General features: G+C 61.7%; 23 protein-coding genes. 12 read left to right on the top strand and 11 right to left on the bottom strand.

The window, feature by feature from the left end; genetic code table 11:
- The first annotated feature begins 238 nt into the window (after positions 1-238).
- Positions 239-2,212 (top strand): putative bifunctional diguanylate cyclase/phosphodiesterase, encoded by a 1,974-nt coding sequence (locus tag NN662_RS09940; protein ID WP_261930116.1) that lies wholly within the window; start codon positions 239-241, stop codon positions 2,210-2,212.
- 237 nt (positions 2,213-2,449) lie between these two features.
- Positions 2,450-4,477, top strand: a complete 2,028-nt coding sequence (gene thrS / locus NN662_RS09935; protein ID WP_261930115.1) for a threonine--tRNA ligase — start codon at positions 2,450-2,452, stop codon at positions 4,475-4,477.
- A gap of 3 nt (positions 4,478-4,480) precedes the next feature.
- On the opposite strand, the gene NN662_RS09930 is transcribed toward thrS, so the two are convergent.
- Positions 4,481-5,470 (bottom strand): DUF4981 domain-containing protein, encoded by a 990-nt coding sequence (locus NN662_RS09930; RefSeq protein ID WP_261930114.1) that lies wholly within the window; start codon positions 5,468-5,470, stop codon positions 4,481-4,483.
- 129 nt (positions 5,471-5,599) lie between these two features.
- Between NN662_RS09930 and NN662_RS09925 the strand changes: the two genes are divergently transcribed.
- Positions 5,600-6,181, top strand: coding sequence for a nitroreductase (locus NN662_RS09925; RefSeq protein ID WP_261930113.1), 582 nt, complete (start codon positions 5,600-5,602; stop codon positions 6,179-6,181).
- Positions 6,181-6,801, top strand: coding sequence for a flavin reductase family protein (locus NN662_RS09920; RefSeq protein ID WP_261930112.1), 621 nt, complete (start codon positions 6,181-6,183; stop codon positions 6,799-6,801). The genes NN662_RS09925 and NN662_RS09920 overlap by 1 nt, the downstream gene beginning before the upstream one ends.
- A 17-nt stretch (positions 6,802-6,818) precedes the next feature.
- On the opposite strand, the gene NN662_RS09915 is transcribed toward NN662_RS09920, so the two are convergent.
- The gene (locus NN662_RS09915; RefSeq protein ID WP_261930111.1) at positions 6,819-7,448 is read right to left on the bottom strand and encodes an aldolase/citrate lyase family protein; all 630 of its coding nucleotides are present in this window, start codon (positions 7,446-7,448) and stop codon (positions 6,819-6,821) included.
- A gap of 152 nt (positions 7,449-7,600) precedes the next feature.
- Here NN662_RS09915 and NN662_RS09910 point away from each other — a divergent pair, with 152 nt between their 5' ends.
- Positions 7,601-8,746, top strand: a complete 1,146-nt coding sequence (locus NN662_RS09910) for a DUF2336 domain-containing protein (RefSeq protein WP_261930110.1) — start codon at positions 7,601-7,603, stop codon at positions 8,744-8,746.
- Between the two features lie 9 nt (positions 8,747-8,755).
- Here NN662_RS09910 and NN662_RS09905 read toward each other — a convergent pair whose 3' ends face one another.
- Positions 8,756-9,556: a sulfite exporter TauE/SafE family protein gene (locus tag NN662_RS09905; RefSeq protein WP_261930109.1), complete on the bottom strand. Its 801-nt coding sequence runs from the start codon at positions 9,554-9,556 to the stop codon at positions 8,756-8,758.
- Between the two features lie 331 nt (positions 9,557-9,887).
- Between NN662_RS09905 and metG the strand changes: the two genes are divergently transcribed.
- From metG to NN662_RS09890, 3 genes are read left to right on the top strand one after another with little or no spacing between them, the layout of a single operon-like run.
- A complete protein-coding gene (metG, locus tag NN662_RS09900) occupies positions 9,888-11,465 on the top strand; it encodes a methionine--tRNA ligase (RefSeq protein ID WP_261931924.1) in 1,578 nt (525 codons plus the stop codon).
- A 43-nt stretch (positions 11,466-11,508) separates the two neighbouring features.
- Positions 11,509-12,294 (top strand): TatD family hydrolase, encoded by a 786-nt coding sequence (locus NN662_RS09895; RefSeq protein ID WP_261930108.1) that lies wholly within the window; start codon positions 11,509-11,511, stop codon positions 12,292-12,294.
- Positions 12,294-13,106, top strand: a complete 813-nt coding sequence (locus NN662_RS09890) for an MBL fold metallo-hydrolase (RefSeq protein WP_261930107.1) — start codon at positions 12,294-12,296, stop codon at positions 13,104-13,106. Before NN662_RS09895 ends, NN662_RS09890 begins: the two co-directional genes overlap by 1 nt.
- A gap of 365 nt (positions 13,107-13,471) precedes the next feature.
- Here the strand turns inward: NN662_RS09890 and NN662_RS09885 are convergent, their stop codons facing one another.
- From NN662_RS09885 to NN662_RS09875, 3 genes are all read right to left on the bottom strand, one after another.
- Positions 13,472-13,720 (bottom strand): hypothetical protein, encoded by a 249-nt coding sequence (locus NN662_RS09885; protein ID WP_261930106.1) that lies wholly within the window; start codon positions 13,718-13,720, stop codon positions 13,472-13,474.
- Between the two features lie 67 nt (positions 13,721-13,787).
- Positions 13,788-14,978, bottom strand: coding sequence for an MFS transporter (locus NN662_RS09880; protein ID WP_261930105.1), 1,191 nt, complete (start codon positions 14,976-14,978; stop codon positions 13,788-13,790).
- The gene (locus NN662_RS09875) at positions 14,975-15,553 is read right to left on the bottom strand and encodes an N-acetyltransferase family protein (protein ID WP_410010975.1); all 579 of its coding nucleotides are present in this window, start codon (positions 15,551-15,553) and stop codon (positions 14,975-14,977) included. Before NN662_RS09875 ends, NN662_RS09880 begins: the two co-directional genes overlap by 4 nt.
- Positions 15,554-15,648: 95 nt before the next feature.
- On the opposite strand from NN662_RS09875, the gene NN662_RS09870 reads away from it, so the two are divergent.
- Positions 15,649-16,542, top strand: coding sequence for a LysR family transcriptional regulator (locus NN662_RS09870; RefSeq protein WP_261930103.1), 894 nt, complete (start codon positions 15,649-15,651; stop codon positions 16,540-16,542).
- 65 nt (positions 16,543-16,607) lie between these two features.
- Entirely contained in the window at positions 16,608-17,036 is a 429-nt protein-coding gene (locus NN662_RS09865) for a DUF4864 domain-containing protein (RefSeq protein WP_261930102.1), read from the top strand.
- Positions 17,037-17,040: 4 nt separating this feature from the next.
- Here NN662_RS09865 and tgt read toward each other — a convergent pair whose 3' ends face one another.
- From tgt to coaD, 5 genes are all read right to left on the bottom strand, one after another.
- Complete coding sequence (tgt, locus tag NN662_RS09860; protein WP_261930101.1) at positions 17,041-18,171, bottom strand: tRNA guanosine(34) transglycosylase Tgt; 1,131 nt, start codon at positions 18,169-18,171, stop codon at positions 17,041-17,043.
- A gap of 6 nt (positions 18,172-18,177) precedes the next feature.
- Positions 18,178-19,254, bottom strand: a complete 1,077-nt coding sequence (gene queA / locus NN662_RS09855) for a tRNA preQ1(34) S-adenosylmethionine ribosyltransferase-isomerase QueA (protein ID WP_261930100.1) — start codon at positions 19,252-19,254, stop codon at positions 18,178-18,180.
- 81 nt (positions 19,255-19,335) lie between these two features.
- Positions 19,336-19,845, bottom strand: coding sequence for a peptidylprolyl isomerase (locus tag NN662_RS09850; RefSeq protein ID WP_261930099.1), 510 nt, complete (start codon positions 19,843-19,845; stop codon positions 19,336-19,338).
- Between the two features lie 32 nt (positions 19,846-19,877).
- Positions 19,878-20,450 carry a peptidylprolyl isomerase gene (locus tag NN662_RS09845; RefSeq protein ID WP_261930098.1) on the bottom strand — a complete coding sequence of 191 codons (573 nt, stop codon included), beginning with the start codon at positions 20,448-20,450 and terminating at the stop codon, positions 19,878-19,880.
- 18 nt (positions 20,451-20,468) lie between these two features.
- Positions 20,469-20,972: a pantetheine-phosphate adenylyltransferase gene (gene coaD, locus NN662_RS09840; RefSeq protein WP_261930097.1), complete on the bottom strand. Its 504-nt coding sequence runs from the start codon at positions 20,970-20,972 to the stop codon at positions 20,469-20,471.
- A 256-nt stretch (positions 20,973-21,228) separates the two neighbouring features.
- Here coaD and NN662_RS09835 point away from each other — a divergent pair, with 256 nt between their 5' ends.
- On the top strand, positions 21,229-21,381 hold the full coding sequence (locus NN662_RS09835; RefSeq protein WP_261930096.1) for a hypothetical protein: 153 nt from the start codon (positions 21,229-21,231) through the stop codon (positions 21,379-21,381).
- 47 nt (positions 21,382-21,428) lie between these two features.
- Positions 21,429-21,566: a hypothetical protein gene (locus NN662_RS09830; protein ID WP_261930095.1), complete on the top strand. Its 138-nt coding sequence runs from the start codon at positions 21,429-21,431 to the stop codon at positions 21,564-21,566.
- The last annotated feature ends 135 nt before the right edge of the window (positions 21,567-21,701 follow it).

The following is a 21,701-nucleotide window of genomic DNA, read 5'->3' as shown; positions in this document are numbered from 1 at the left end:
TGTTTTGAACTGTACCAACTTTTGCGCGAGGCGCTATCAAATGATTAATTAATGGTTAATTGCATAAAATTGTCTGTATCGGATTCGGTCGCCTAAAATCAGTTGGATGAAATTAACCAGAGTTTAGAATTCTTGTGACCTATTTGGGTTCAAATGCCCCGAAATTTTAGGGGGAGTGGGTCATTGCAAGACAGCTCCGCCACAGAGTGGGGCGTTCATGGATCGGGCTGGGACGCTGATGAGTGACGACATCGCAAGACGCGCCAAGGAAGCGATTGGCCAGCCGTGGTGGAGGCCGACGGATCCTGTCCTGCGCAAGATTCTGACAGAGCGGAACTCGGCCAGCAACCGCCGTCTAGCCCGTTGGGGGTTGTGGGCCGCCGTACTCACCCATCTGGTCTTCGGCGCCTTTGATATCTATTTGCTCCCGGACGTCAGCTATCAGCTCGTTGTGTTTCGGGTGCTGCTGGCGGCGTTGGTGCTCTTCAGTCTGGAATTCGGCATCCAGCGCGCCGTCTCGCTCGAAATCCTGCATCTGGGGGCCGCCTTGGCGATATTTGTCGCCGGGACCGGGTTTCTGTTGATAGAACTGATGACGTACGACAGCCGTACGGCCTTCCAGTACTCAGTCTTCGGGACGATTTTCATTTTCGCGACCAACCTGTTCTTCAATTTCAGGTTTTCGGTCGCGGCCGTGTCATCGGTGGCGATCACCGCCTTTTACATCTATGCCACGCTCTACTGGATGGATGCCGATCCGAAGGGGCGGGCGATCAATATTGTTTTCCTCCTCACCTCCCTGTCCCTGTCGCTTTATCTGGCATGGCGTCTGAATCTCGAGCGCTATCATACCTTCGTTCACTCGCTGCAGGCGCAGATCCAGGAACAGGTGGCGCTGGAGAAGGGCGAACAGCTCAAGAAAATCGCCGAAACCGACCCGCTCACCGGACTGAAGAATCGTCGCGCCATCGACCGCGAATTCATCAATCTGTCGCGCCGCGATTACGGCGATTACGGTCATGTCGGCATGATCATCATGGATGTCGATTTCTTCAAGCGCTACAATGACAGCCTCGGCCACAATGCCGGTGACGATTGCCTTGTCGCGCTGGGAGACATTCTGACCGAGGCAGCCTCGCGCTTCGACGGCGTCGTTGGCCGTCACGGCGGTGAGGAATTCGTCGTCATCTGCCGGGTTCGTGACGAGGCGCATCTGCGGACCGTGACCGAAGCCTTGTGCGCCGCCGTGCGTGATCGCAACATTCCGCACCCTGACCGGACCGATGCCCTGAACATCGTCACGATCAGCGCCGGTGCGGCGATGACCACCGATCAGGGCGTCGAGGACATGTCTCTGCTGTTGCAGCAGGCCGACAGGGCGCTCTATGCATCGAAGTTCCGGTCGCGCAACACCTATACGATCTACGATCCGGACAGCGTCGAGGAAGATGCGTCGGGCCGCAACCTGATCGAGCTCCTGAAGACTGCCGTCTCGCGTGGTCTCGTGTCGCTTGTCTACCAGCCGATCTTCGACGTGAAGTCCGGTATCCTGCGTGGCCACGAGACGCTGATGCGACTGCGCGACTTCGACGGAACGCCGATCCATCCGCCGGTTTTCATCCCGATTGCCGAGCAGACCGGTCTGATCATCAGCCTCGGGGAATGGGCAATCGAGCAGGCCTGCCGGGACATGCTGGAGCACGGGCTCGGCGAGTTCGTGTCGGTCAATGTGTCGGCCGTCCAGTTGCGCGAGGCAGGCTTCCCGCTGCAGGTCGCGAACATCCTGACGAAGCTCGGCATGCCGGCCCGTTCGCTGGCGCTCGAGGTGACGGAAGGCATGGACATCTACAAGGATGCCCAGGCGCACCGTAACATCCAGCACTTGCGCAATCTGGGCGTCCGCATCTGGCTCGACGATTTCGGTACCGGTTTCGCGGGCCTTGCCTGGCTCAACCGGTTCGAGTTCGACGTCATCAAGATCGATCGTTCCTTCCTGCAGGACTGCCAGAACCAGCAGGGGCTCAATCTCCTGAAGGACATGGTCACCATGCTGCGCCACCAGAACTTCACGGTGCTCGTGGAAGGTGTCGAGACGGCGGAGCAGGCCACGCTTCTGAAGCGCCTCGGCGTCCACACCATGCAGGGCTATCACCTCGGAATGCCAATGCCGATCGCCAAGGTCGTTCAGCGCAAGTCGGCGCGCGGGAAATAGGCCATCGAAAGGCTGGCTGGCAAACCACTTTCCAGCCTGTCCGATAACAGCACGGCGCCATGGATGAGGGCAGGCGGGGCCTCTTCACAACCTCGCCATTACCGATTATACCGCCGCTTGCCCGTGACGCGCCTGGCAAATGGATATCTGTCCCACCAGAGCGCGCATGCGGTCGCCGTATTCGGCGCCCATTGTCACCACCCGCATTCGTAGGCGGGACTGGACTAAGGAGATACCATGTCCGTTTCCCTGACTTTCCCCGATGGCTCCATCCGTTCGTTCGACGCCGGCACGACCGGCCGCGACGTCGCCGAGTCGATTTCCAAATCGCTCGCCAAGAAGGCCGTCGCGATCGCGCTTGACGGCGAGCTGCGCGACCTTACCGACCCCGTCACCGACGGCCGGATCGAGATCGTCACGCGGACCGATCCGCGCGCGCTCGAACTCATCCGCCACGACGCCGCCCATGTGATGGCCGAAGCCGTGCAGACCCTGTGGCCGGGCACGCAGGTGACCATCGGTCCGGTCATCGAGAACGGCTTCTATTACGATTTCAAGCGCGTCCACCCCGACACCCGCGAGGACTGGCCCTTCACGCCGGACGATCTGCCGAAGATCGAAAAGAAGATGAAGGAGATCATCCAGCAGAACGCCGCCTTCACCAAGGAAATCTGGCCGCGCAACAAGGCGCGCGACGTGTTTGCCGAGATGGGCGAAGGCTACAAGGTGGAGCTGGTCGATGCGATCCCGGAAGACCAGGATCTGAAGATCTACCGCCAGGGCGACTGGTTCGACCTCTGCCGCGGCCCGCACATGGCCTCGACGGGGCAGATCGGCTCGGCCTTCAAGCTGATGAAGGTCGCCGGCGCCTATTGGCGTGGCGATTCCACACGTCCCATGCTGACCCGCATTTACGGGACTGCATGGGCCGAGCAGGCCGAACTCGACAATTATCTGCACATCCTCGAAGAAGCCGAGAAGCGCGACCACCGCAAGCTTGGCCGCGAGATGGATCTGTTTCATTTCCAGGAAGAAGGCCCCGGCGTCGTGTTCTGGCACGGCAAGGGCTGGCGCATGTTCCAGACGCTGGTCTCCTACATGCGTCGTCGCCTTGCCGGCACCTATGAGGAAGTCAACGCGCCGCAGGTGCTTGATTCCTCGCTTTGGGAAACCTCCGGTCACTGGGGCTGGTACCAGGAGAACATGTTCGCGGTGAAATCCGCCCATGCCCTGACCCATCCCGATGACGAGGATGCGGACAACCGCGTCTTCGCGCTGAAGCCGATGAACTGCCCGGGCCATGTGCAGATCTTCAAGCATGGGCTCAAGTCCTATCGCGAACTGCCGATCCGTCTCGCCGAATTCGGCAACGTTCATCGCTACGAGCCGTCCGGCGCGCTGCACGGCCTGATGCGCGTGCGCGGCTTCACGCAGGACGATGCCCACGTCTTCTGCACGGACGAGCAGCTGGCGGCGGAATGCTTGCGCATCAACGAGCTCATCCTGTCGGTCTACCACGACTTCGGCTTCGAGGAAGTCGTCGTCAAGCTGTCGACGCGGCCGGAAAAGCGCGTCGGTTCGGACGCTCTTTGGGACCGGGCCGAATCGGTGATGACCGACGTCCTCAAGACCATCGAGGAGCGTTCCGGCGGCCGCATTAAGACCGGCATCCTGCCGGGCGAGGGCGCTTTCTACGGGCCGAAGTTCGAATACACGCTGAAGGATGCGATCGGCCGTGAATGGCAGTGCGGCACCACGCAGGTCGACTTCAACCTGCCGGAACGCTTCGGTGCCTTCTACATCGACCAGAATTCGGAGAAGAAGCAGCCGGTGATGATCCACCGCGCCGTCTGCGGATCGATGGAGCGCTTCCTCGGCATCCTCATCGAGAACTTCGCGGGCCACATGCCGCTGTGGTTCGCACCGGTGCAGGTCGTCGTTGCGACGATCACCTCGGATGCGGACGATTACGGCCGTCAGGTCGCCGAAGACCTGCGCGAAGCGGGCCTGCATGTCGAAACCGACTTCCGCAACGAGAAGATCAACTACAAGATCCGCGAGCACTCGCTGGCGAAGGTTCCGGTGATCATCGTCTGCGGCAAGCGGGAGGCCGAGGAGAAGACGGTCAACATCCGTAGACTCGGAACCCAGCATCAGGTCTCGATGTCGCTTGCCGAAGCTCTGGCATCGCTCGCCGATGAGGCAACGCCGCCGGACCTGAAGCGGAAAGCAGTGGCGAAGGCAGCGAAAGCTGCCTCGGCCTGACGCCTACTCGGAAACCTCACCAGAGGCGGCCGCCTGCGAGGCGGCCGCTTGATCCTCACCGAGCAGAACCTCGACGTCGAAATTGCGGCCGGCCTCGACCTCGAAGTCGCGCTGGTAGATCTTGTCCTTGTTACGGGCGATCGCGGTATATTCGCCTTCTGACAGCACCATGGTCGGGAAGGCCGAAACACTTTCCTTGATCATGTCGCCGGAACTGGCAAGTACGGACCAAGCCGTGTCGGCGATTGCCTCGCCGCCTTTTTCAGCAACCAACTTCAGGGTGACCTTTGCCGCCCGCTGTTGCATCGTCGCCTCGATGAGCTTGCCGGCGACGACCTGGATGTCGGCGCGAACCGTTGCGTTGACCGAGCCGTAATTCGAGACCACCTGATAGGTGCCGGCATTCAGCCGTACAATGGTCTTCGGCGGAATGTTGGCCACCACCAGACCGCGCTCGCCGCTCTCCAGAACGTCCGACGAATAAACGGAAAACTTTAGGTCCTTGGCAGGGATACGGACATCCTGACCGGAAACGGCATTGAGCAGCAGCCCACCGGCATTCAACACCAGCACCTGCTTTGGCTGTTCACCGGAGGAGACGACGGTTAGCTTCTTGGTCGCGGTGGCGCGCCCGAAGGAGACATTGACGAAGTAGTCGCCGGGCGCCAGGCGGAAATGGGCGGAGCCGCCCTTCGAGCTCGCAGCCAGAGGCAGCTTGCCGTCCTCGCCGGGAATGGGCGAGAAGACGTTCCACTCCAGCCCTTCCTGAACGGCAGCGCCGTCTTCTGTCAACTTCGCCTCGAAATCGACGCCGACCCTCTGGGCAGGCTTCGAAATGCCGACGGCTTCGCCGGTCAGAGGATTGAGACCGGGTACCGTCCCTAGCGGGCTCTCGAAGGATTTGAATTCGTCCTGGGACAGTGCGGGCTGCACAAGCGTGATGGCCATGCCTGTGGCGAAGGCCAGCCGTAAGATGCTGCTTGTTCCAAACATGTGGTGCGCCCGGTTGACTTCGTGATATTCGAAGGCCACTTGAAGACCAAGCCGGTGGCAAATTCAAGGCTTTGCGAGAATTCCAGTTAATTTGACGGCCGCAAACCAGATGGCGGGAAGAGACTATTGATGAGCATGGACATGAAATTGATCGATTATCTGGCGGTGCGCCGCTCCATTCCGGCCTTTCAGATGCGCGAGCCTGGCCCGAGCCGCGAGAAGATCGAGGCGATCCTCAAGCTTGCCGTCCGGGTGCCGGATCACGGCAAGATCGCCCCGTGGCGATTCGTCGTCTATCGCGGCGCCGAGCGTGCCCGCATCGGCGAGGAACTCTTGAAGATGGCGCTTGCGAAGAAGCCCGACCTGTCCGACGAGATGATTGCGGTCGAGCGGACGCGGTTTACCCGTGCTCCGGTCGTTATCGGCGTCATCAGTACGGCCGCTCCGCATTTCAAAATCCCCGAATGGGAACAGGTGATGTCGGCCGGTGCGGTTTGCCTCAACCTGCTGATGGCGGCCAATGCCCATGGATACGTATCGAACTGGCTGACGGAATGGTTCGCCTTCGACGAGGCGGCGTATCCGCTGCTGGGCGTTAAGCCCGGGGAGAAGGTGGCCGGCTTCATCCACATCGGTTCGACGGACTTTCCGGCGGTGGAACGTCCGCGTCCGGACCTGGATACCGTTGTGACCTGGGTGGGAGACGAGTGATGAGCAAGAGATTTTACACCACCGACAGCAACCAGCACGGTCTGCCGCACGACCCGTTCAAGGCGATTGTCGCGCCCCGCCCGATCGGCTGGATCGGCACGAAGGGCAGGGCAGGGATTCGCAATCTCGCCCCCTATTCCTTCTTCAACGCGATCTCCGACAGTCCCAAGATGGTGATGTTCTCGTCGAGCGGCCACAAGGACAGCGTTCGCAACATCGAAGAGACGGGTGTGTTTACGGCCAACCTCGTCAGCCGCAACCTGATCGACCAGATGAACCTGTCGTCAGCGCTCGTCGCCTACGACGTGGACGAATTTTCGCTGACGGGCCTGACGCCGGTCGACGGCGAGCTTGTCGACGCACCTTACGTTGGGGAAGCTTACGCCGCGCTAGAGTGCCGCATGACCGATGTCTACAGACCGAAGACGGTCGACGGCGGACTTGCCGATTCCTGGGTCGTCTTCGGGCAGGTCATGGGCATCCACCTCAGCGACGAAATCCTGAAGGACGGTAACATCGACATGTCGCTGGCCCGCCCGGTCGCCCGCATGGGTTACATGGACTATTGCGAAGGCAGCGACGCCTTTCAGCTCGCCCGTCCCAAAGTTCCAGCCGCCTGATTTCGGAGGCTGAACCCTCAGACGGTGAGCGCCATTGGCGGAGTGCCGCAGAACAGGCCGTCGAACCCGTCATCGGCGCTGAGGGCGCCAAGCCGCATCATCGCATCGGTGGGGGACAGCCGCTGGGGCACATAGTCCAGTGCCGTGACGCCTGCAGCCCGTGCCGAAATCAGCACCAGGCTCCGGACGGTCGAGAAGACCGGGCCGGAGAGGTGTTCGGAGGATGCTCGCGGCAGGCGAAGGCTTTCCGTCAGCCGCTCGCCGTCCCAACCGATCGCCGTCATCCGTTTCGACTGGGCGGGGACATCCTGCAGTTTGGAGAGCATGCGGGCATTGTCGACAAGGAGCGCGATGCCCGTCTGACCTTCGGCAAGACCGCTTCGGACTTCGGCGACCGACAGCAGCGCGTCGAGCTTTTGCAGCTCCTTCGGGTCGTCCAGACCGGAAGGCACGAGACCGTCAGGCAGCAACGCTGCAATCAGCTGATCGAGGTCCGGGCCGGTGACCGACGATGCGACCTTCAGGAAAAGCCTAGTGCCGCTCGCCCGTAGCGCTTTAAGCTGTTCAGAGCGAACAGGCTGACCGACGGCAATATCGAGCACCAGCACATCGGGCGCATCACCGGAAGAGGCCGGCGCGCGCTCCATGTCCCGTACGGTGGCTCCTGCCCAGAGTTGAAGGCCGCTGATGGTCGTCTCCCGTATGGTTAATCGATATGGTGAACCAATCTTAAACTTTTTGCCCCTACCGTGAAACCTGCAGCCGGATAGATGTCGGTTGCAACGATTCGAAGCGGGGCATGCCAGTGATCATAGAGCGTTTTTTGTGCTGGACCGAAACGGCGAAAGCCGGAGACCGTGCGAAAGCGGCCAATGCCCTGGGGCGTGCCTACCTGAAATCGGACATGACGCCGGGTGAACGCCAGGCCGCCGATCTTGCAATGACCTACCTGCTGGACGACCCGTCGCCGCTGGTTCGCAAGGCGTTGGCCGATGCGCTGGCCGGCGATCCCGAGGCGCCGCATGCCGTCATCCTCTGCCTTGCCGGCGACCAGGACGAGATCGCCTCGGAAATCCTCCTGCGTTCGCCTGTGCTGACGGATGGCGATCTGGTGGAACTCGCCGGGCGCGGCAGCAGCATCACGAGATCGCTGATCGCGACGAGGCGAGGGCTGTCGCGGGGCGTATCCGCAGCAATCGCCGAAGTCGGCGATCAGCCGGAAATCATTTCCCTTCTTGAAAATGAAAGCGCCAGCATTGCCGGCTTCTCGCTGCTGCGCATCGCGGAGCGGTTCGGCGATGACAGCGAGGTGCGCAGCATGCTGCTGGAGCGCCCGTCTCTGCCGAGCAAGGCCCGTCAGCTGCTGGTCCAGCATGTCGGGGAAGCCCTTGCCGGATTCGGCTTCGTCAGCGCCGCAATAGGCCGTTCGCGGACCGACCGCGTCGTCAAGGAGGCGGGATCGGCTGCCACGCTAGCGATTTCCGCCGGTCTGGAGGCTGACGACCTGAGGGACTTCGCCGAACATCTGCGCAAGACCGGACGTCTGACGCCGGCGCTTCTCATGCAGGCGCTCGTATCCGGACGCCTGGAGTTCTTTGCCGCGGCCATCATCAATCTTTCGGGCTGTGAGGACCGGCGCGCGCGCGCGGTGCTGGCGTCGGGCCGCATGCATGCGGTGAGGGCACTGTTCGAGGCGGCCGGCATTTCTAGGGCCATCAGCCCGATTTTCGTTGAGGCGGCCTTTCTCTGGCGCGGCGCGCTGGAAGGCGGTTACGACAATGCAGTCGATTACCTGACATCCGAACTGATGGACAGGTTCCGCCATCTGCGCGGATCGCACGACGAGGCCGACGAGCTGTTGGACATCGTGTCGAAATTGCACATCGAGCAGAAGCGCCGGCTTGCCAGGCTCTATGCGGAGGACGCTGCCATTAAGGCCGCCTAAGCCGCCGCCTCAGAGGATCAGCTTGCCTCCCACGATCAGCAGCGTGATGGCCAGCAGCGTCCGGACATAGACCTCCGGAAGGCGCGGAGCGAGGTGACTGCCGGCAATGATTCCGGGTATCGATCCCGTCAGCAGCGCCCCCAGGATCATCCAGTCGATTTCGCCGATCATCCAGTACCCAAGACCGGCGACAAAGGTAAGCGGTATGGCATGGGCGATGTCGGACCCCACCACCTCGTGTATCGGCAACCTCGGATACAGAAGAAGGAGGATGGTGACGCCGATGGCGCCCGCACCGACCGAGGTGATCGTCACCAGCGTCCCGAGGATCAGGCCCAAAACCCAGGTCAGCACCAGGATGCGCTTTTCATGCCTTTCGCCGACGAATGCCGTAAGACGAGGTGCGACAAGCCTTTTCAGCCACGGGCGCGCCAGAAGTAGGATCGCCGTCAGGATCAGGAGGGCGCCGAGCGCCACCGTTATGCCGCCGATCAGGGCGAGGTCGCTGCGGTCGACGGATGACACGAGCCACAGGGTCAGCAACGAGGCAGGCAGGCTGCCTGCGGCCAGCAGTCCGACGATGCGCCAGTTGATGTTGCCATGGCGGCTGTGCACGATGCTGCCCGCCGATTTGGTGATTGCCGCATAGAGAAGATCGGTGCCCACCGCCGTGGCCGGATGCACGCCGAACAGCAGCACCAGCAACGGCGTCATCAGCGATGCGCCGCCGACGCCCGTCAATCCGATGAGAACGCCTATGAAGCCGCCGCAAAGGGAGTAGTCGAGTGCGTCAAGCCACGATGAGATCATCCGATCCTCTCCCAGATGAAGGCTGCGGCAGAATGCGGCCCTTCGTTCCTGTGGCGCTGCTCACCGGCATTTGCAGGCCCTCCTGAGTGTGGGAGCCGCCAGCAAATTCGAGGTCGATCCGGAATCGACGACACCGACTATAGCGACCGCCCGGCGGAACCGATAGACGGCGAGGCAGGCAAAACGCGACGACGCAATAGATCTCGGCGGATCAAATGCGCAGGCGCCCTTCCAAACAAGGGTGTTCCGTTCCCGAAAGACATGCGTTAAGAGCAGCGCTAGACACAATTCCGGCACGCGCACCGTCCGGGACATCCATAAGCCGGTCCGGCTGAATTTCTGGAAGCGAACAAGACCCGCCATGACTGACACGTCCAAATTCTACATCACCACCGCCATCTCCTATCCGAACGGCAAGCCGCATATCGGTCACGCCTACGAGCTGATGGCGACGGACGCGCTGGCGCGGTTTCAGCGGCTCGACGGCAAGGACGTGTTCTTCCTGACCGGCACCGACGAGCACGGCCAGAAGATGCAGCAGACGGCGCGCAACGAAGGCATTCCGGTCGAGGAACTGGCCGAGCGCAATTCCTCGGAGTTCCGTTCCATGGCGAAGCTTCTCAATGCCTCGAATGACGATTTCATTCGCACCACCGAAGCCCGCCACCACGAAACCTGCCAGGAAATCTGGCGGCGGATGGAGGCCAATGGCGACATCTACCGGGATTCCTATGCCGGCTGGTATTCGGTGCGCGACGAGGCCTACTACCAGGAAGGCGAAACGGAAGTCCGCGATGGTGTGCGCTACGGACCGCAAGGCACGCCGGTCGAATGGGTCGAGGAGGCGAGCTACTTCTTCAAGCTGTCCGAATACCAGGACAAGCTGCTGCAGCACTATGAAGACAATCCCGACTTCATCGCGCCGGTCGAGCGCCGCAACGAAGTCGTGTCCTTCGTCAAGTCAGGGCTGAAGGACCTGTCCGTCTCGCGCACCACCTTCGACTGGGGGATCAAGGTCCCGGGCGATCCGGAACACGTCATGTATGTCTGGGTCGACGCTCTGACCAATTACCTGACCGCAACCGGCTATCTGACCGATCCGCAGGGCGAGCGGGCGAAATACTGGCCCGCCGACATTCACATCATCGGCAAGGACATCATCCGCTTCCACGCCGTCTACTGGCCGGCGTTCCTGATGTCGGCCGGCGTGCCGCTGCCCAAGCGCGTCTTCGCTCACGGCTTCCTGCTCAACAAGGGCGAGAAGATGTCGAAGTCGCTCGGCAACGTCGTCGGCCCGGTCGAGCTCGTTGAGCATTTCGGCCTCGACCAGGTGCGCTACTTCCTGATGCGCGAAGTCTCCTTCGGACAGGACGGTTCCTATAGCGAAGAGGCGATCGGCACCCGCATCAATTCCGACCTCGCCAACGGCATCGGCAATCTGGCGAGCCGTTCGCTCTCCATGATCGTCAAGAATTGCGACGGTCAGGTGCCGGCGCCGGGCGCCTTCACAGACGAAGACAAGGCGATGCTAGAAGCCGCCGACGCGCTCCTTGCCGTCACCCGCGAGGAGATGGGCCGGCAGCAGCTGCACAAGGCGCTGGCGGCCATCATTGCCGTCGTCTCGCAGGCCGACCGCTATTTCGCCGGCCAGGAGCCCTGGGCGCTGAAGAAGACCGATCCTGCGCGCATGGGCACGGTGCTCTACGTGACCGCGGAAGTGGTGCGCAACATCGCCATCCTGCTGCAGCCCTTCATGCCGGAATCGGCCGGAAAGCTGCTCGACCTCGTTGCGGCCTCCGCCGACGAGCGGACGTTCGCGCATCTCGGCGAAGCCGGCCGCCTGAAGGCCGGTACGCCGCTGGAGGCTCCCAAACCGGTTTTCCCGCGCTATGTAGCACCCGAGAGCTGAGACCCCAGAGCTGAGACCAGAAACAGACCAGGACACTGAACGCATGCTGATCGATACCCACTGCCATCTGGATTTCGCCGATTTCGAGGAGGAGCGCGACGAGATCGTCAAGCGCGCCCACCAGGCAGGCGTGAAGCAGATGGTGACGATCTCGACCCGTGTGCGCAAGCTCGAGACGCTGCTGGCAATTTCCGAGCGCTATCCGTCGGTGTTCTGCTCGGTCGGCACGCACCCCAATAACGCCGACGAAGAACTCGACATCCAGGCCGATGATCTGGTCAAGCTCGCAGCCCATCCGCGTGTCGTCGCCATCGGCGAAGCCGGCCTGGACTATTTCTACGACACGCAGAAGCCCGAGGACCAGAAGACCGGCCTGCGCCGCCACATCGAAGCGGCGCGGATCACCCAGTTGCCGCTGGTCATCCACAGCCGCAGCGCCGATGACGACATGGCGGCGATCCTAACCGAGGAAACAGGGAAGGGGGCCTTCCCCTTCATCCTGCACTGCTTTTCCTCCGGAGCCGAACTCGCGAAGACCGGTGTTGAACTCGGCGGTTACGTTTCCTTCTCCGGCATCCTGACCTTCCCGAAATCGACGGAGCTGCGCGAGATCGCCGCGACCGTGCCGATGGAGCGACTTCTGGTCGAGACGGACGCGCCGTATCTGGCGCCGAAGCGCTGGCGCGGCAAGCGCAACGAGCCGTCCTACGTTGTCAATACAGCCGAGGTGCTGGCCGAGGTGAAGGGCGTCAGCTACGCGGAGATAGCCGAGCGGACGACGGAGAACGCGTTCCGGATCTTCGGCAAGATGATGAGGCTTTCGGCCTGATGAGCTACCGGCGGCGCTTCACCATCCTGGGCTGCTCGTCGTCGCCGGGCGTGCCGCGCATAAACGGCGACTGGGGCGCCTGCAATCCGGAAAACCCGAAGAACCGGCGCACACGCGCCGCATTTCTTGTGGAGCAGATCGCGCCGGATGGCGGCAAGACGACGGTCGTCATCGACACGGGCCCGGACTTCCGCGAACAGATGATTGCCGCAAAGGTCGAGGCGATCGATGCGGTTCTCTACACCCACGCCCATGCCGATCATCTGCACGGCATCGACGACCTGCGCGGCTTCTTCTTCGTCCGCGGCCACCGCATACCGATCTGGGCTGATGCCTTCACCATGGAGCGCATCCGCGACGGTTTCGGCTACTGCATGGTCACGCCCCCGGAAAGCCAGTATCCGCCGATCGTCAAGCCGCACCTGATCGAGACGCCGGACATGCCGGTGACGATTTCCGGCGAAGGCGGAAAGATCAGCGTCATGCCGATCCTGCAGCGCCACGGCGACATCCATTCGCTCGGCTTCCGCATCGGCGACGTGGCGTATTGCAGCGACGTTTCGCATTTCACGGAGGAAAGCGTGGCCAAGCTTCAGGGTCTCGACGTGCTGATCATCGACGCGCTGCAATACCGTGAACACCCAAGCCATCTGTCGGTCGACCAGGCACTCGGCTGGATCGAAAGTCTGAAGCCCAGGCGCGCGATCCTGACCCACATGCATGTGCCGCTGGACTACGACACGGTCATGTCCGGCACGCCGGATAACGTCGAGCCGGCCCATGACATGCTGACATTCGAGAGCGACGCTTGAAGCGCATCTTGAACGGACGAATTGTTTTATAACAATGCGTTGTCTGATGTTTTGAAACTGCAGCATGCGAAACTTCAAGAATTTCAGACGCGAAATTTATAAACATTCAGAACGCATTGATTGAAAACGAATATATCGGAATGAGAGGAAGCGGTGCTGGCTAATCGAGCCGGAGGCGTGCGGATCTTGAAGCAGCGTGCTGGAAGGCGTCTCGAAACGTCAGGAACCCAATCATCAGGCATCATGCAGCCTTTGGATTATTGCGCCGCTGAGCGCTGACAGGCGCATCCTTCATATCCGAATTAGTTCCATAATCTATCTTATGCGATATTTGGATGGTCTGATCCTAAGCCGCCCTCCGACCCTCAATCCTCCCTTATCTTCCGCCATATCGTTTTGAACAGCGGGTATGCGAGCGTCAGACCAGCGATCGCAAAGAAGCCCGCCGCGATGGCGGCTTGCCAGGCGTCATCGCAATCATTGCCATACGGACACTGTTGCCGTGATGCGGCATATGCAGCGGCAAACAGAAAGCCGAATGAGCCGAACACCACGAACCCGACCACTCCGAGCGCGATCTTAATCCAGTTCGAGTTGAAGATTTTCAAAATCATATATTCCTGCTGAAAACGGCTTCCTTGTTACATCGGCAGCACGGCACTCCGCAATGATCCGAAGTGATCACGTTGTCGACCTACCGATCAACTTCAGAGCGATCGAAGCGGTAAATATCACGACGCCGAGCGCCAGGGACAGGACGAGCGCCGCCATGTTCCCTGCGCGTTCGATGACGACCGCGAAGACGAGCGGTGAAGCCGCCGACAGGAAGAAGCTCGGCGTGATCAGCTTGCCGACGAGACTGCCGTAGTGGCGATTGTCGAACAGCACCAGCGGCAAGGATCCGCGCGTAATCGTCATCAGACCGTTCGCCGCGCCGAACAGACCGACGAAGACCGCGGCCAAGACCATGGACCGGCCGCTGAAGAAGCTGAACAGGAAAGCGACCGGCATGACGCTGGCAGCGATCAGGTTGAGCGTCAGCGGATTGAGGCTGCGACCGATGACGAGATTGGTAAAGCGTGCCGTCGATTGGGCGATCCCCGGCAGCGACGCGATCCATACCGCCGAGACGCTCGCCATGCCGAGACCTCCGAGGATGCCGATCAGATGCGACGTCAGGCCGGCCGACAGACTGTTGGTCGCGGCAACGATGATCGCGTAGAGAATGGCGGGCGCCAGGCTTTGGGGTCTGCCCGTGCCGCGGTTGGGTTCCGGTATCCCTGCCCTGGCCGCCTCGACCGTGGCCGCCTGAGGCCCTTGTGGCGGTCGAAGCGCCACGAGGTACAGAGGAATGGTGCAGAGCGCGAAAGCGGCATAACAGAGAAGCGCCGCCGTCAGGCCGAAGAAGTCTGTGAGATAGTGACCGATCGGCCAGAAGACGGTGGATGCGAGGCCCCCAAGCAGCGTGATCTGCGCGATCGGCTGGCGCGCTGCGGGGCCCGCCAGCTTGACCAGCGCCGCGAACGCGGCGTCGTAGAGCGAGAGCCGCATGGCAAGGCCGAGCACCAGCCAGGAAGCATAATAGCCGACAAGCGAATGGCTGACGGCAATCCCCGTGCAGCCGGCGGCGATCAGGAATGCGCCAGTGCTCATGATCCAGCGCCCGCCGAACCTGTCGATCAGCCGCCCGGTCAGCGCCGAGGTCAGGCCCATGACAATGAGCGCTGCGGCAAAGCCGCCATAGATCGCATCCATGCTCCAGCCGCGCTCGGTCCCGATCGTTCCGGCGAAGGTGCCGATCAGGTAGTAGGAAATGCCCCATGAGACGAGTTGCGTCAGGCCGAGGCAGAAGACCTGCAGGCGCGACATCATCGGTTATCCGCCGGTGGCTCCCGATCGCCCGGCCCCAGCGGCCGCATCATCAGCAGTGTGTCGACCCAGCGCCCGTGCTTGAAGCCGACCGAGGTCAGCAGCCCGACCTTCTCGAAGCCGAGCTTCCTGTGCAGCGCTTCCGAGCCGACGTTCGAGTGGCCGTTGCCGATGACGGCGAACATCTGCCGCCAGGGCCCCTTCTCGCAGCGGGCGATAAGTTCGGCAAGGAGCAGGGCGCCGATGCCCTGCCCGCCCTCGCCCTCCGCCACATAGACCGAATCCTCGATCGTGTAGCGATAGGCCGGCCTCGGCCGATACATGGTGGCATAGGCATAGCCGATGACGTCAGCGCCCCTCGCCGCGACGATGTAGGGTAGTCCCGCCTTCAAGACGCCGGCGCGGCGCGTCCGCAGCTCTTCCACGGATGGCGGCGTCTCTTCGAAACTCGCAAGCCCATGGAGGACATGGTGGGCGTAGATCGCCTGGATCGCCGGCATGTCGGCATCTTCCGCGTCGCGGACGATCCAAGTGGGTGCTGATGCGGATATCGTCTCGGAATTCTCTGTCACTGCAATTCTCTATGCTGGCAAGTTCGTGACACCATCTTGCAAAAATTGCTGACATAATTGAATATTGTCGAAATCATACATTGGATAAGAAAAATTTTGGTTTGAAACGGCTCAATCTCGATTATCTCGATACCCTGTCCTTGGTGGTTTCCCTTGGCAGCTTCTCCGAGGCCGCCGAACGGCGCAACCTCACCCAGCCCGCAGTCAGCCAGCAGGTTCGGCAGTTGGAGCGTTCGCTTGGCGTCCAGTTGATCGAACGGGTCGGCCGGCGCGCACGGCCCACCGCGGCCGGCGAGCTTCTCCTCTCGCATGCGGTGCGTATAGAAGCGGACGTGACGGCCGCCATAGACGCGATGGACGCCTTCAAGGGCGGTGTCGGTGGCCGGGTGCGGCTGGGAACCGGCGCGACCGCCTGCGCCTTCTTCTTTCCGCCGCTTCTCGGCAGCCTGAGGGCCAAGTTTCCGCTGATCGACATTTCCGTGATGACAGGCAACACGGCGGATGTCGTTCGCGCGGTCGAGGAAAACGTGATCGATATCGGCTTCGTCACCCTCCCCGTCGCCGGCCGTTCGCTGGAGATCATGCCGGTCATGGAGGATGAGTTCGTGCTGATCGCGCGGCCTGGGGATGCCGTTGACGGCGATATCACGCCGGCGCGGCTGACAGACATGCCGGTGATCCTGTTCGAATCCGGCGGCAATACGCGCTTCATCACCAACGAATGGCTCGCCGGCGGCGGTGCGTCGATCAAGCGGGTGATGTCGCTCGGCAGCGTCGAGGCAACGAAGGAACTGGTGGCCGCCGGCCTTGGCGCTGCCGTGCTGCCGGGCATGGCGGTGAAGAATGAGCGCGACCGCAGCCGCTTTTCCATCCGGGCCCTGACCCCGCCGCTTGCCCGCCGGCTGGCGATCGTAGTGCGCCGCGACAAGCCGCTTCATCGCGGATTGAAGGAACTGATCCAGGCGATCCGGCAGGCCGTGCCGGGCGACAACTGACTTTCCACGATCCATTACCGAAAATCAGGCGTATACTCTTCCATGAGTTGGAGGAGGAGATGACGATGCGTATGCTCATCGCGCTTGTTGCAGCCGGTTTCATGTCGCTCATGACACCGGTCGCGGTCATGGCCGCGGATCCGGCCGCAGAGGCGCAGAAGGTCATCCAGCAACAGATCGACGCCTTCCTTGAGGACGACGCGGCAGCCGCCTACGCATTCGCATCGCCGGCGATCAGGCAGCGCTTTCCCGACAAGGATACCTTCTTCGAGATGGTCAAGCGCGGCTACGCCCCGGTCATCCGCCCCGGCAACTACGCCTTCGGCCGTTCGGCGGTCGCACCCGACGGCAACATGCTCTTCCAGGAACTGCTGATCACAGGTAGCGACGGCAAGAGCTGGCGCGCCATTTACCAGATGACGCGCGGCGAGGACGGCAGTTACAAGATCAACGGCGTGCAGATGGACGTCGACACGGCCAGCAAGGGCATCTGACCTCTCACAGAGGATCGATGTCGCCCCTCGCCCACATCTCCGTCGTTTCGCCCATGAAGTCGGCGAAGCGGTCTTCGGCGATCGCCTTGCGGATGCCCTGCATCAACTCCTGGTAATAGGCGAGATTGTGCCACGAGAGCAGCATGCCGCCGAGCGCTTCATTGGCGCGCAGCAGGTGGTGGAGATAGGCGCGTGAATAATCGCGGGACGCCGGGCAGTTCGATTGCTCGTCCAGCGGCCGCATATCCTCGGCATGGCGAGCGTTGCGAAGGTTGACCTTGCCGCGACGGGTGAACGCCAGGCCGTGACGGCCGGAGCGGGTCGGCATCACGCAGTCGAACATGTCGATGCCGCGGGCGACGGATTTCAGGATGTCGTCAGGCGTGCCGACGCCCATCAGGTAGCGCGGTTTTTCGGTCGGGAGTTCCGGCAGCGTCGTTTCCAGCATCTCCAGCATGACATGCTGAGGCTCGCCGACGGCGAGGCCACCGACGGCATAGCCCTTGAGATCGAGATCCTTCAGCGCCCGGGCTGACCGCACGCGCAGGTCCGGAATGTCGCCGCCCTGCACGATGCCGAACATGGCCTTGCCCGGCTGGTTGCCGAACTGCACCTTGCAGCGCTCCGCCCATCTGAGCGACATTTCCATCGCCCGCTCGATTTCCTTGCGCTCGGCCGGCAGCGCCACGCATTCGTCGAGCTGCATCTGGATGTCGCTGTCGAGCAGGCCCTGGATTTCGATCGAACGCTCCGGCGACATGTGGTGCAGGCTGCCGTCGACATGGCTCTTGAAGGTCACGCCCTGCTCGTCGATCTTTCTAAGCGCCGACAGCGACATGACCTGGAACCCGCCGCTGTCGGTCAGGATCGGATGCGGCCAGCGGATCAGGTCGTGCAGACCGCCGAGCCGGGCGACGCGTTCCGCGCCGGGCCTGAGCATCAGGTGATAGGTGTTGCCGAGAATGATGTCGGCGCCGGTGTCACGCACCTGGTCGAGATACATCGCCTTGACCGAGCCGACCGTGCCGACCGGCATGAAGGCGGGCGTGCGGATCGTGCCACGCGGCATGGACACTTCGCCAAGGCGCGCGCCGCCGCTCTTGCCCTTGAGCGTGAACTGGAAATTTTCGGTCATGGTCGGTCAGTCTTTCCGAAACAGCAGGCTGGAATCGCCATAGGAATAGAAGCGGTAGCCGGTGGCAATCGCGTGCTCGTAGGCCGCGCGCATCGTCTCCAGTCCGCTGAAGGCCGAAACGAGCATGAACAGCGTCGACTTCGGCAGGTGAAAATTGGTCATCAGCACGTCGACGGCGCGAAAACGGTAGCCGGGGGTGATGAAGATGCCGGTGGCGCCGGACCATGGCTGGATGACACCGGACTTGTCGGCAGCGCTTTCGAGAAGGCGCAGAGACGTCGTGCCGACGGAAACGATCCGCCCTCCCCGCGCCCGCACCGCATTCAGCGCCGCCGCGGTCTCTTCGGAGACATAACCGGTCTCGAGATGCATCTTGTGATCGTCGGTGTCGTCGGCCTTGACCGGCAGGAATGTGCCGGCGCCGACATGCAGCGTGACGAAATGGCGTTCGATTCCCTGTTCGTCCAGACGCCGGAAAAGCTCTGGGGTAAAGTGCAGGCCGGCGGTCGGTGCTGCGACGGCTCCGTCTTCACGGGCATAGATGGTCTGGTAATCGGTTCGGTCCTTATCGTCCTCGCCGCGCTTGGCCGCGATGTAAGGCGGCAGCGGAATGTGACCGACGGTGGCAATCGCCTCGTCCAGAGCCGGGCCGGAGAGATCGAAATCGAGCGTGATCTCGCCGGCGTCGCCCTTCTCGGCCACGGTTGCCAGAAGCGTGCCGAGCAGGCAGACATCGCCGCCATGTCCGAACTCGATCCGGTCGCCGGCCTTGATGCGCTTGCCGGGCCGCGCGAATGCCTTCCACTGATGACCGGCGGTGCGCATGTGCAGCGTGATCGAAACCGGCGTCCGCTCCGCCCCTTCCCTCAGCCTCACACCTTCGAGCTGGGCGGGAATGACCTTCGTGTCGTTGAAGACCAGCGCGTCGCCGGGTCTCAGGAAGGTGGGCAGGTCGAAGACATTGCGGTCTTCCAGCGTCTCGCCTGGCCGGACGATCAGCATGCGGGCGCTGTCGCGCGGGTTCGCAGGCCTCAGCGCAATGCGCTCCTCCGGCAGGTCGAAATCGAATAGGTCAACTTTCATGAGTATGCGGTCGTCCAAGAAAAGGAGAACCCGCCCCGGCACGCAAACGGCCGGAGCGGGTGGTAAAGAGCCGTCAGTTCATCAGGCGTCGGCAGCGACCTTCATCGAGACGATGGAGTCGGGATCGCGCACCGGCTCGCCGCGCTTGATCTGGTCGATAATATCCATGCCTTCGATGACCTGGCCCCAGACAGAGTACTGCTTGTTGAGCCAGGGGGCGTCGGTGAAGCAGATGAAGAACTGCGAGTTGGCAGAGTTCGGGTTCTGCGAACGGGCCATCGAGCAGGTGCCGCGGATGTGCGAAACGGCCGAGAACTCGGCCTTCAGGTCCGGCTTGGAGGAGCCGCCCATGCCGGCACGGGCGGGGTTGAAGCTCGGGCCGCCCTGCTTGCCGTACTGCACGTCGCCGGTCTGCGCCATGAAGTCCTCGATCACGCGGTGGAACACCACGCCGTCATAGGCGCCTTCGCGCGACAGTTCCTTGATGCGGGCCACATGGCCGGGTGCCACGTCCGGCAGGAGCGAGATCACGACCTTGCCCTTGGTGGTTTCCATGATGATCGTGTTTTCCGGATCCTTGATCTCGGCCATGCTATGTCTCCTTGACTGTACCGCTTGGTTTTTTACTGGGGCTTTCCGACGGTCACCTTGATCATGCGGTCGGGATCGGTGACTTCCCCGTTAGCGCCGTCGCCACGCTTGATCTTGTCGACGAATTCCATGCCGGAGACGACCTTGCCGACAACGGTGTACTGACCGTTGAGGAAGGGACCGTCGGCGAACATGATGAAGAACTGGGAATTGGCGGAATTGGGATCCTGCGCACGCGCCATGCCGACGACGCCACGCTCGAAGCTGATGTCGGAGAATTCGGCCGGCAGATCCGGCAGCTTGGAACCGCCCGTGCCGACGCGAGCAGCGTCGAAATCGTGGTCCATGTTGCCGAACTCGACGTCGCCGGTCTGCGCCATGAAGCCTTCGATCACGCGGTGGAAGGCGACGTTGTCGTACTTGCCTTCCTTGGCCAGCGTCTCGATCTGCTTGACATGCTTGGGCGCGACGTCCGGCAGGAGCTGGATGACGACCGGGCCATCCTTCAACTGGATCGTCAGATAATCGTCGTCGGCGGCGAAGGCGGAGCCGATCGAGGCTGCGAGAAACAGTGCGCCTGCAAAGGCCAGTTTTACGAGTTTCATGTTTTCTCCTTGAGACCCTTATCCGCGAGCGGCATTGCGTTTTTCCAGGAGGGCGTCCAGGACGACCTTCGGCACGAATGCGCTCACATCTCCTCCCATACCCGCGATCTGCCGCACCAATGTGGCGGTTATCGGCCGGGATGCCGTACCAGCCGGCAGAAACACCGTCTGGATGTCCGGCGCCATCTGATTGTTCATGCCGGCCATCTGCATTTCATAGTCGAGATCGGTGCCGTCGCGCAAACCGCGGATCAGGAGGCTCGCGCCATGCCCGCGGGCCGCATCGACCACCAGATTGTCGAAGGAAACGACCGACACCCTGCCCCCGGCATCCGGCATGACTTCCGTAAGCGAACGGACGATCAGCTCTCCCCGTTCATCGAAGGAGAAAAGCGGCGTCTTGCCAGGATGGACGCCGATCGCCACGATCACCTTTTCGGCCACGTTCAGCGCCTGAACGAGCACGTCAAGATGACCGTTCGTCATCGGGTCGAATGAGCCTGGATAAAACGCTGTTTTCATGGGCGTCCGGGTTTCTGTTTTGCCGTCTTTTGTCATGGAAGCGGGAGAGCCGCAAGCCCTCTTAAAAAAGGCTAAATCACGTCCGACATAGCTTCGCCACACAGATTAAAAAAACACAGCGCAATATGAACGCCAGATGAACGGGGCATTCAAGGCGTCTTCAGATTGAGTGTGTTTTAAGGGTATGCAGCAGCCAAGGGTTGGAACAAAGCCGATTGCTGCGCATTAGACAAATGTAAACAGGAAGGAATTGGCCATGACCGACAAGATTATGATCATCAATGTGGTCTGGACAGGCTTTATCGCAGCCATGCTCGCCGCGATGTTTATCGGTCACGATGGCAACATCCGGACCGCCGACGCCGGTGATCGTGTCTTTGCCGTCAACACGCACCGCTACATTCACTGACCTGATCGCGCCGGCGGTTGCCGGACCAGCTTAGGAAGGACGCCCCGATGTTTATTGCTTTGATTCTTTTGAGCACTCTGATCGCCACGATGTTCGTGACCTCCATCGCGTTCACGGTAAGCGAGCTCCAGCATGAAGCCAAGGAAATGAAGCAGCGTGGCAACGATCGCCAGTATTTCATCTGACGCCTTCGCGACCGTGCCGCATTGAAGTGAAATGACCTCCCAAGAAAAAGACCGGATGCTTCCCTGGCATCCGGTCTTTTTTTGTTGTCCGGTCGCCGCAGCGGCACCGACCATCAAAAAGGCCGGGCGTTTAAG

The sequence above is a fragment of the Rhizobium sp. NRK18 genome (assembly GCF_024385575.1).
In the GTDB taxonomy this organism is placed as follows: Bacteria; Pseudomonadota; Alphaproteobacteria; order Rhizobiales; family Rhizobiaceae; genus JANFMV01.
This window is presented reverse-complemented; position numbering and strand designations above follow the sequence as displayed.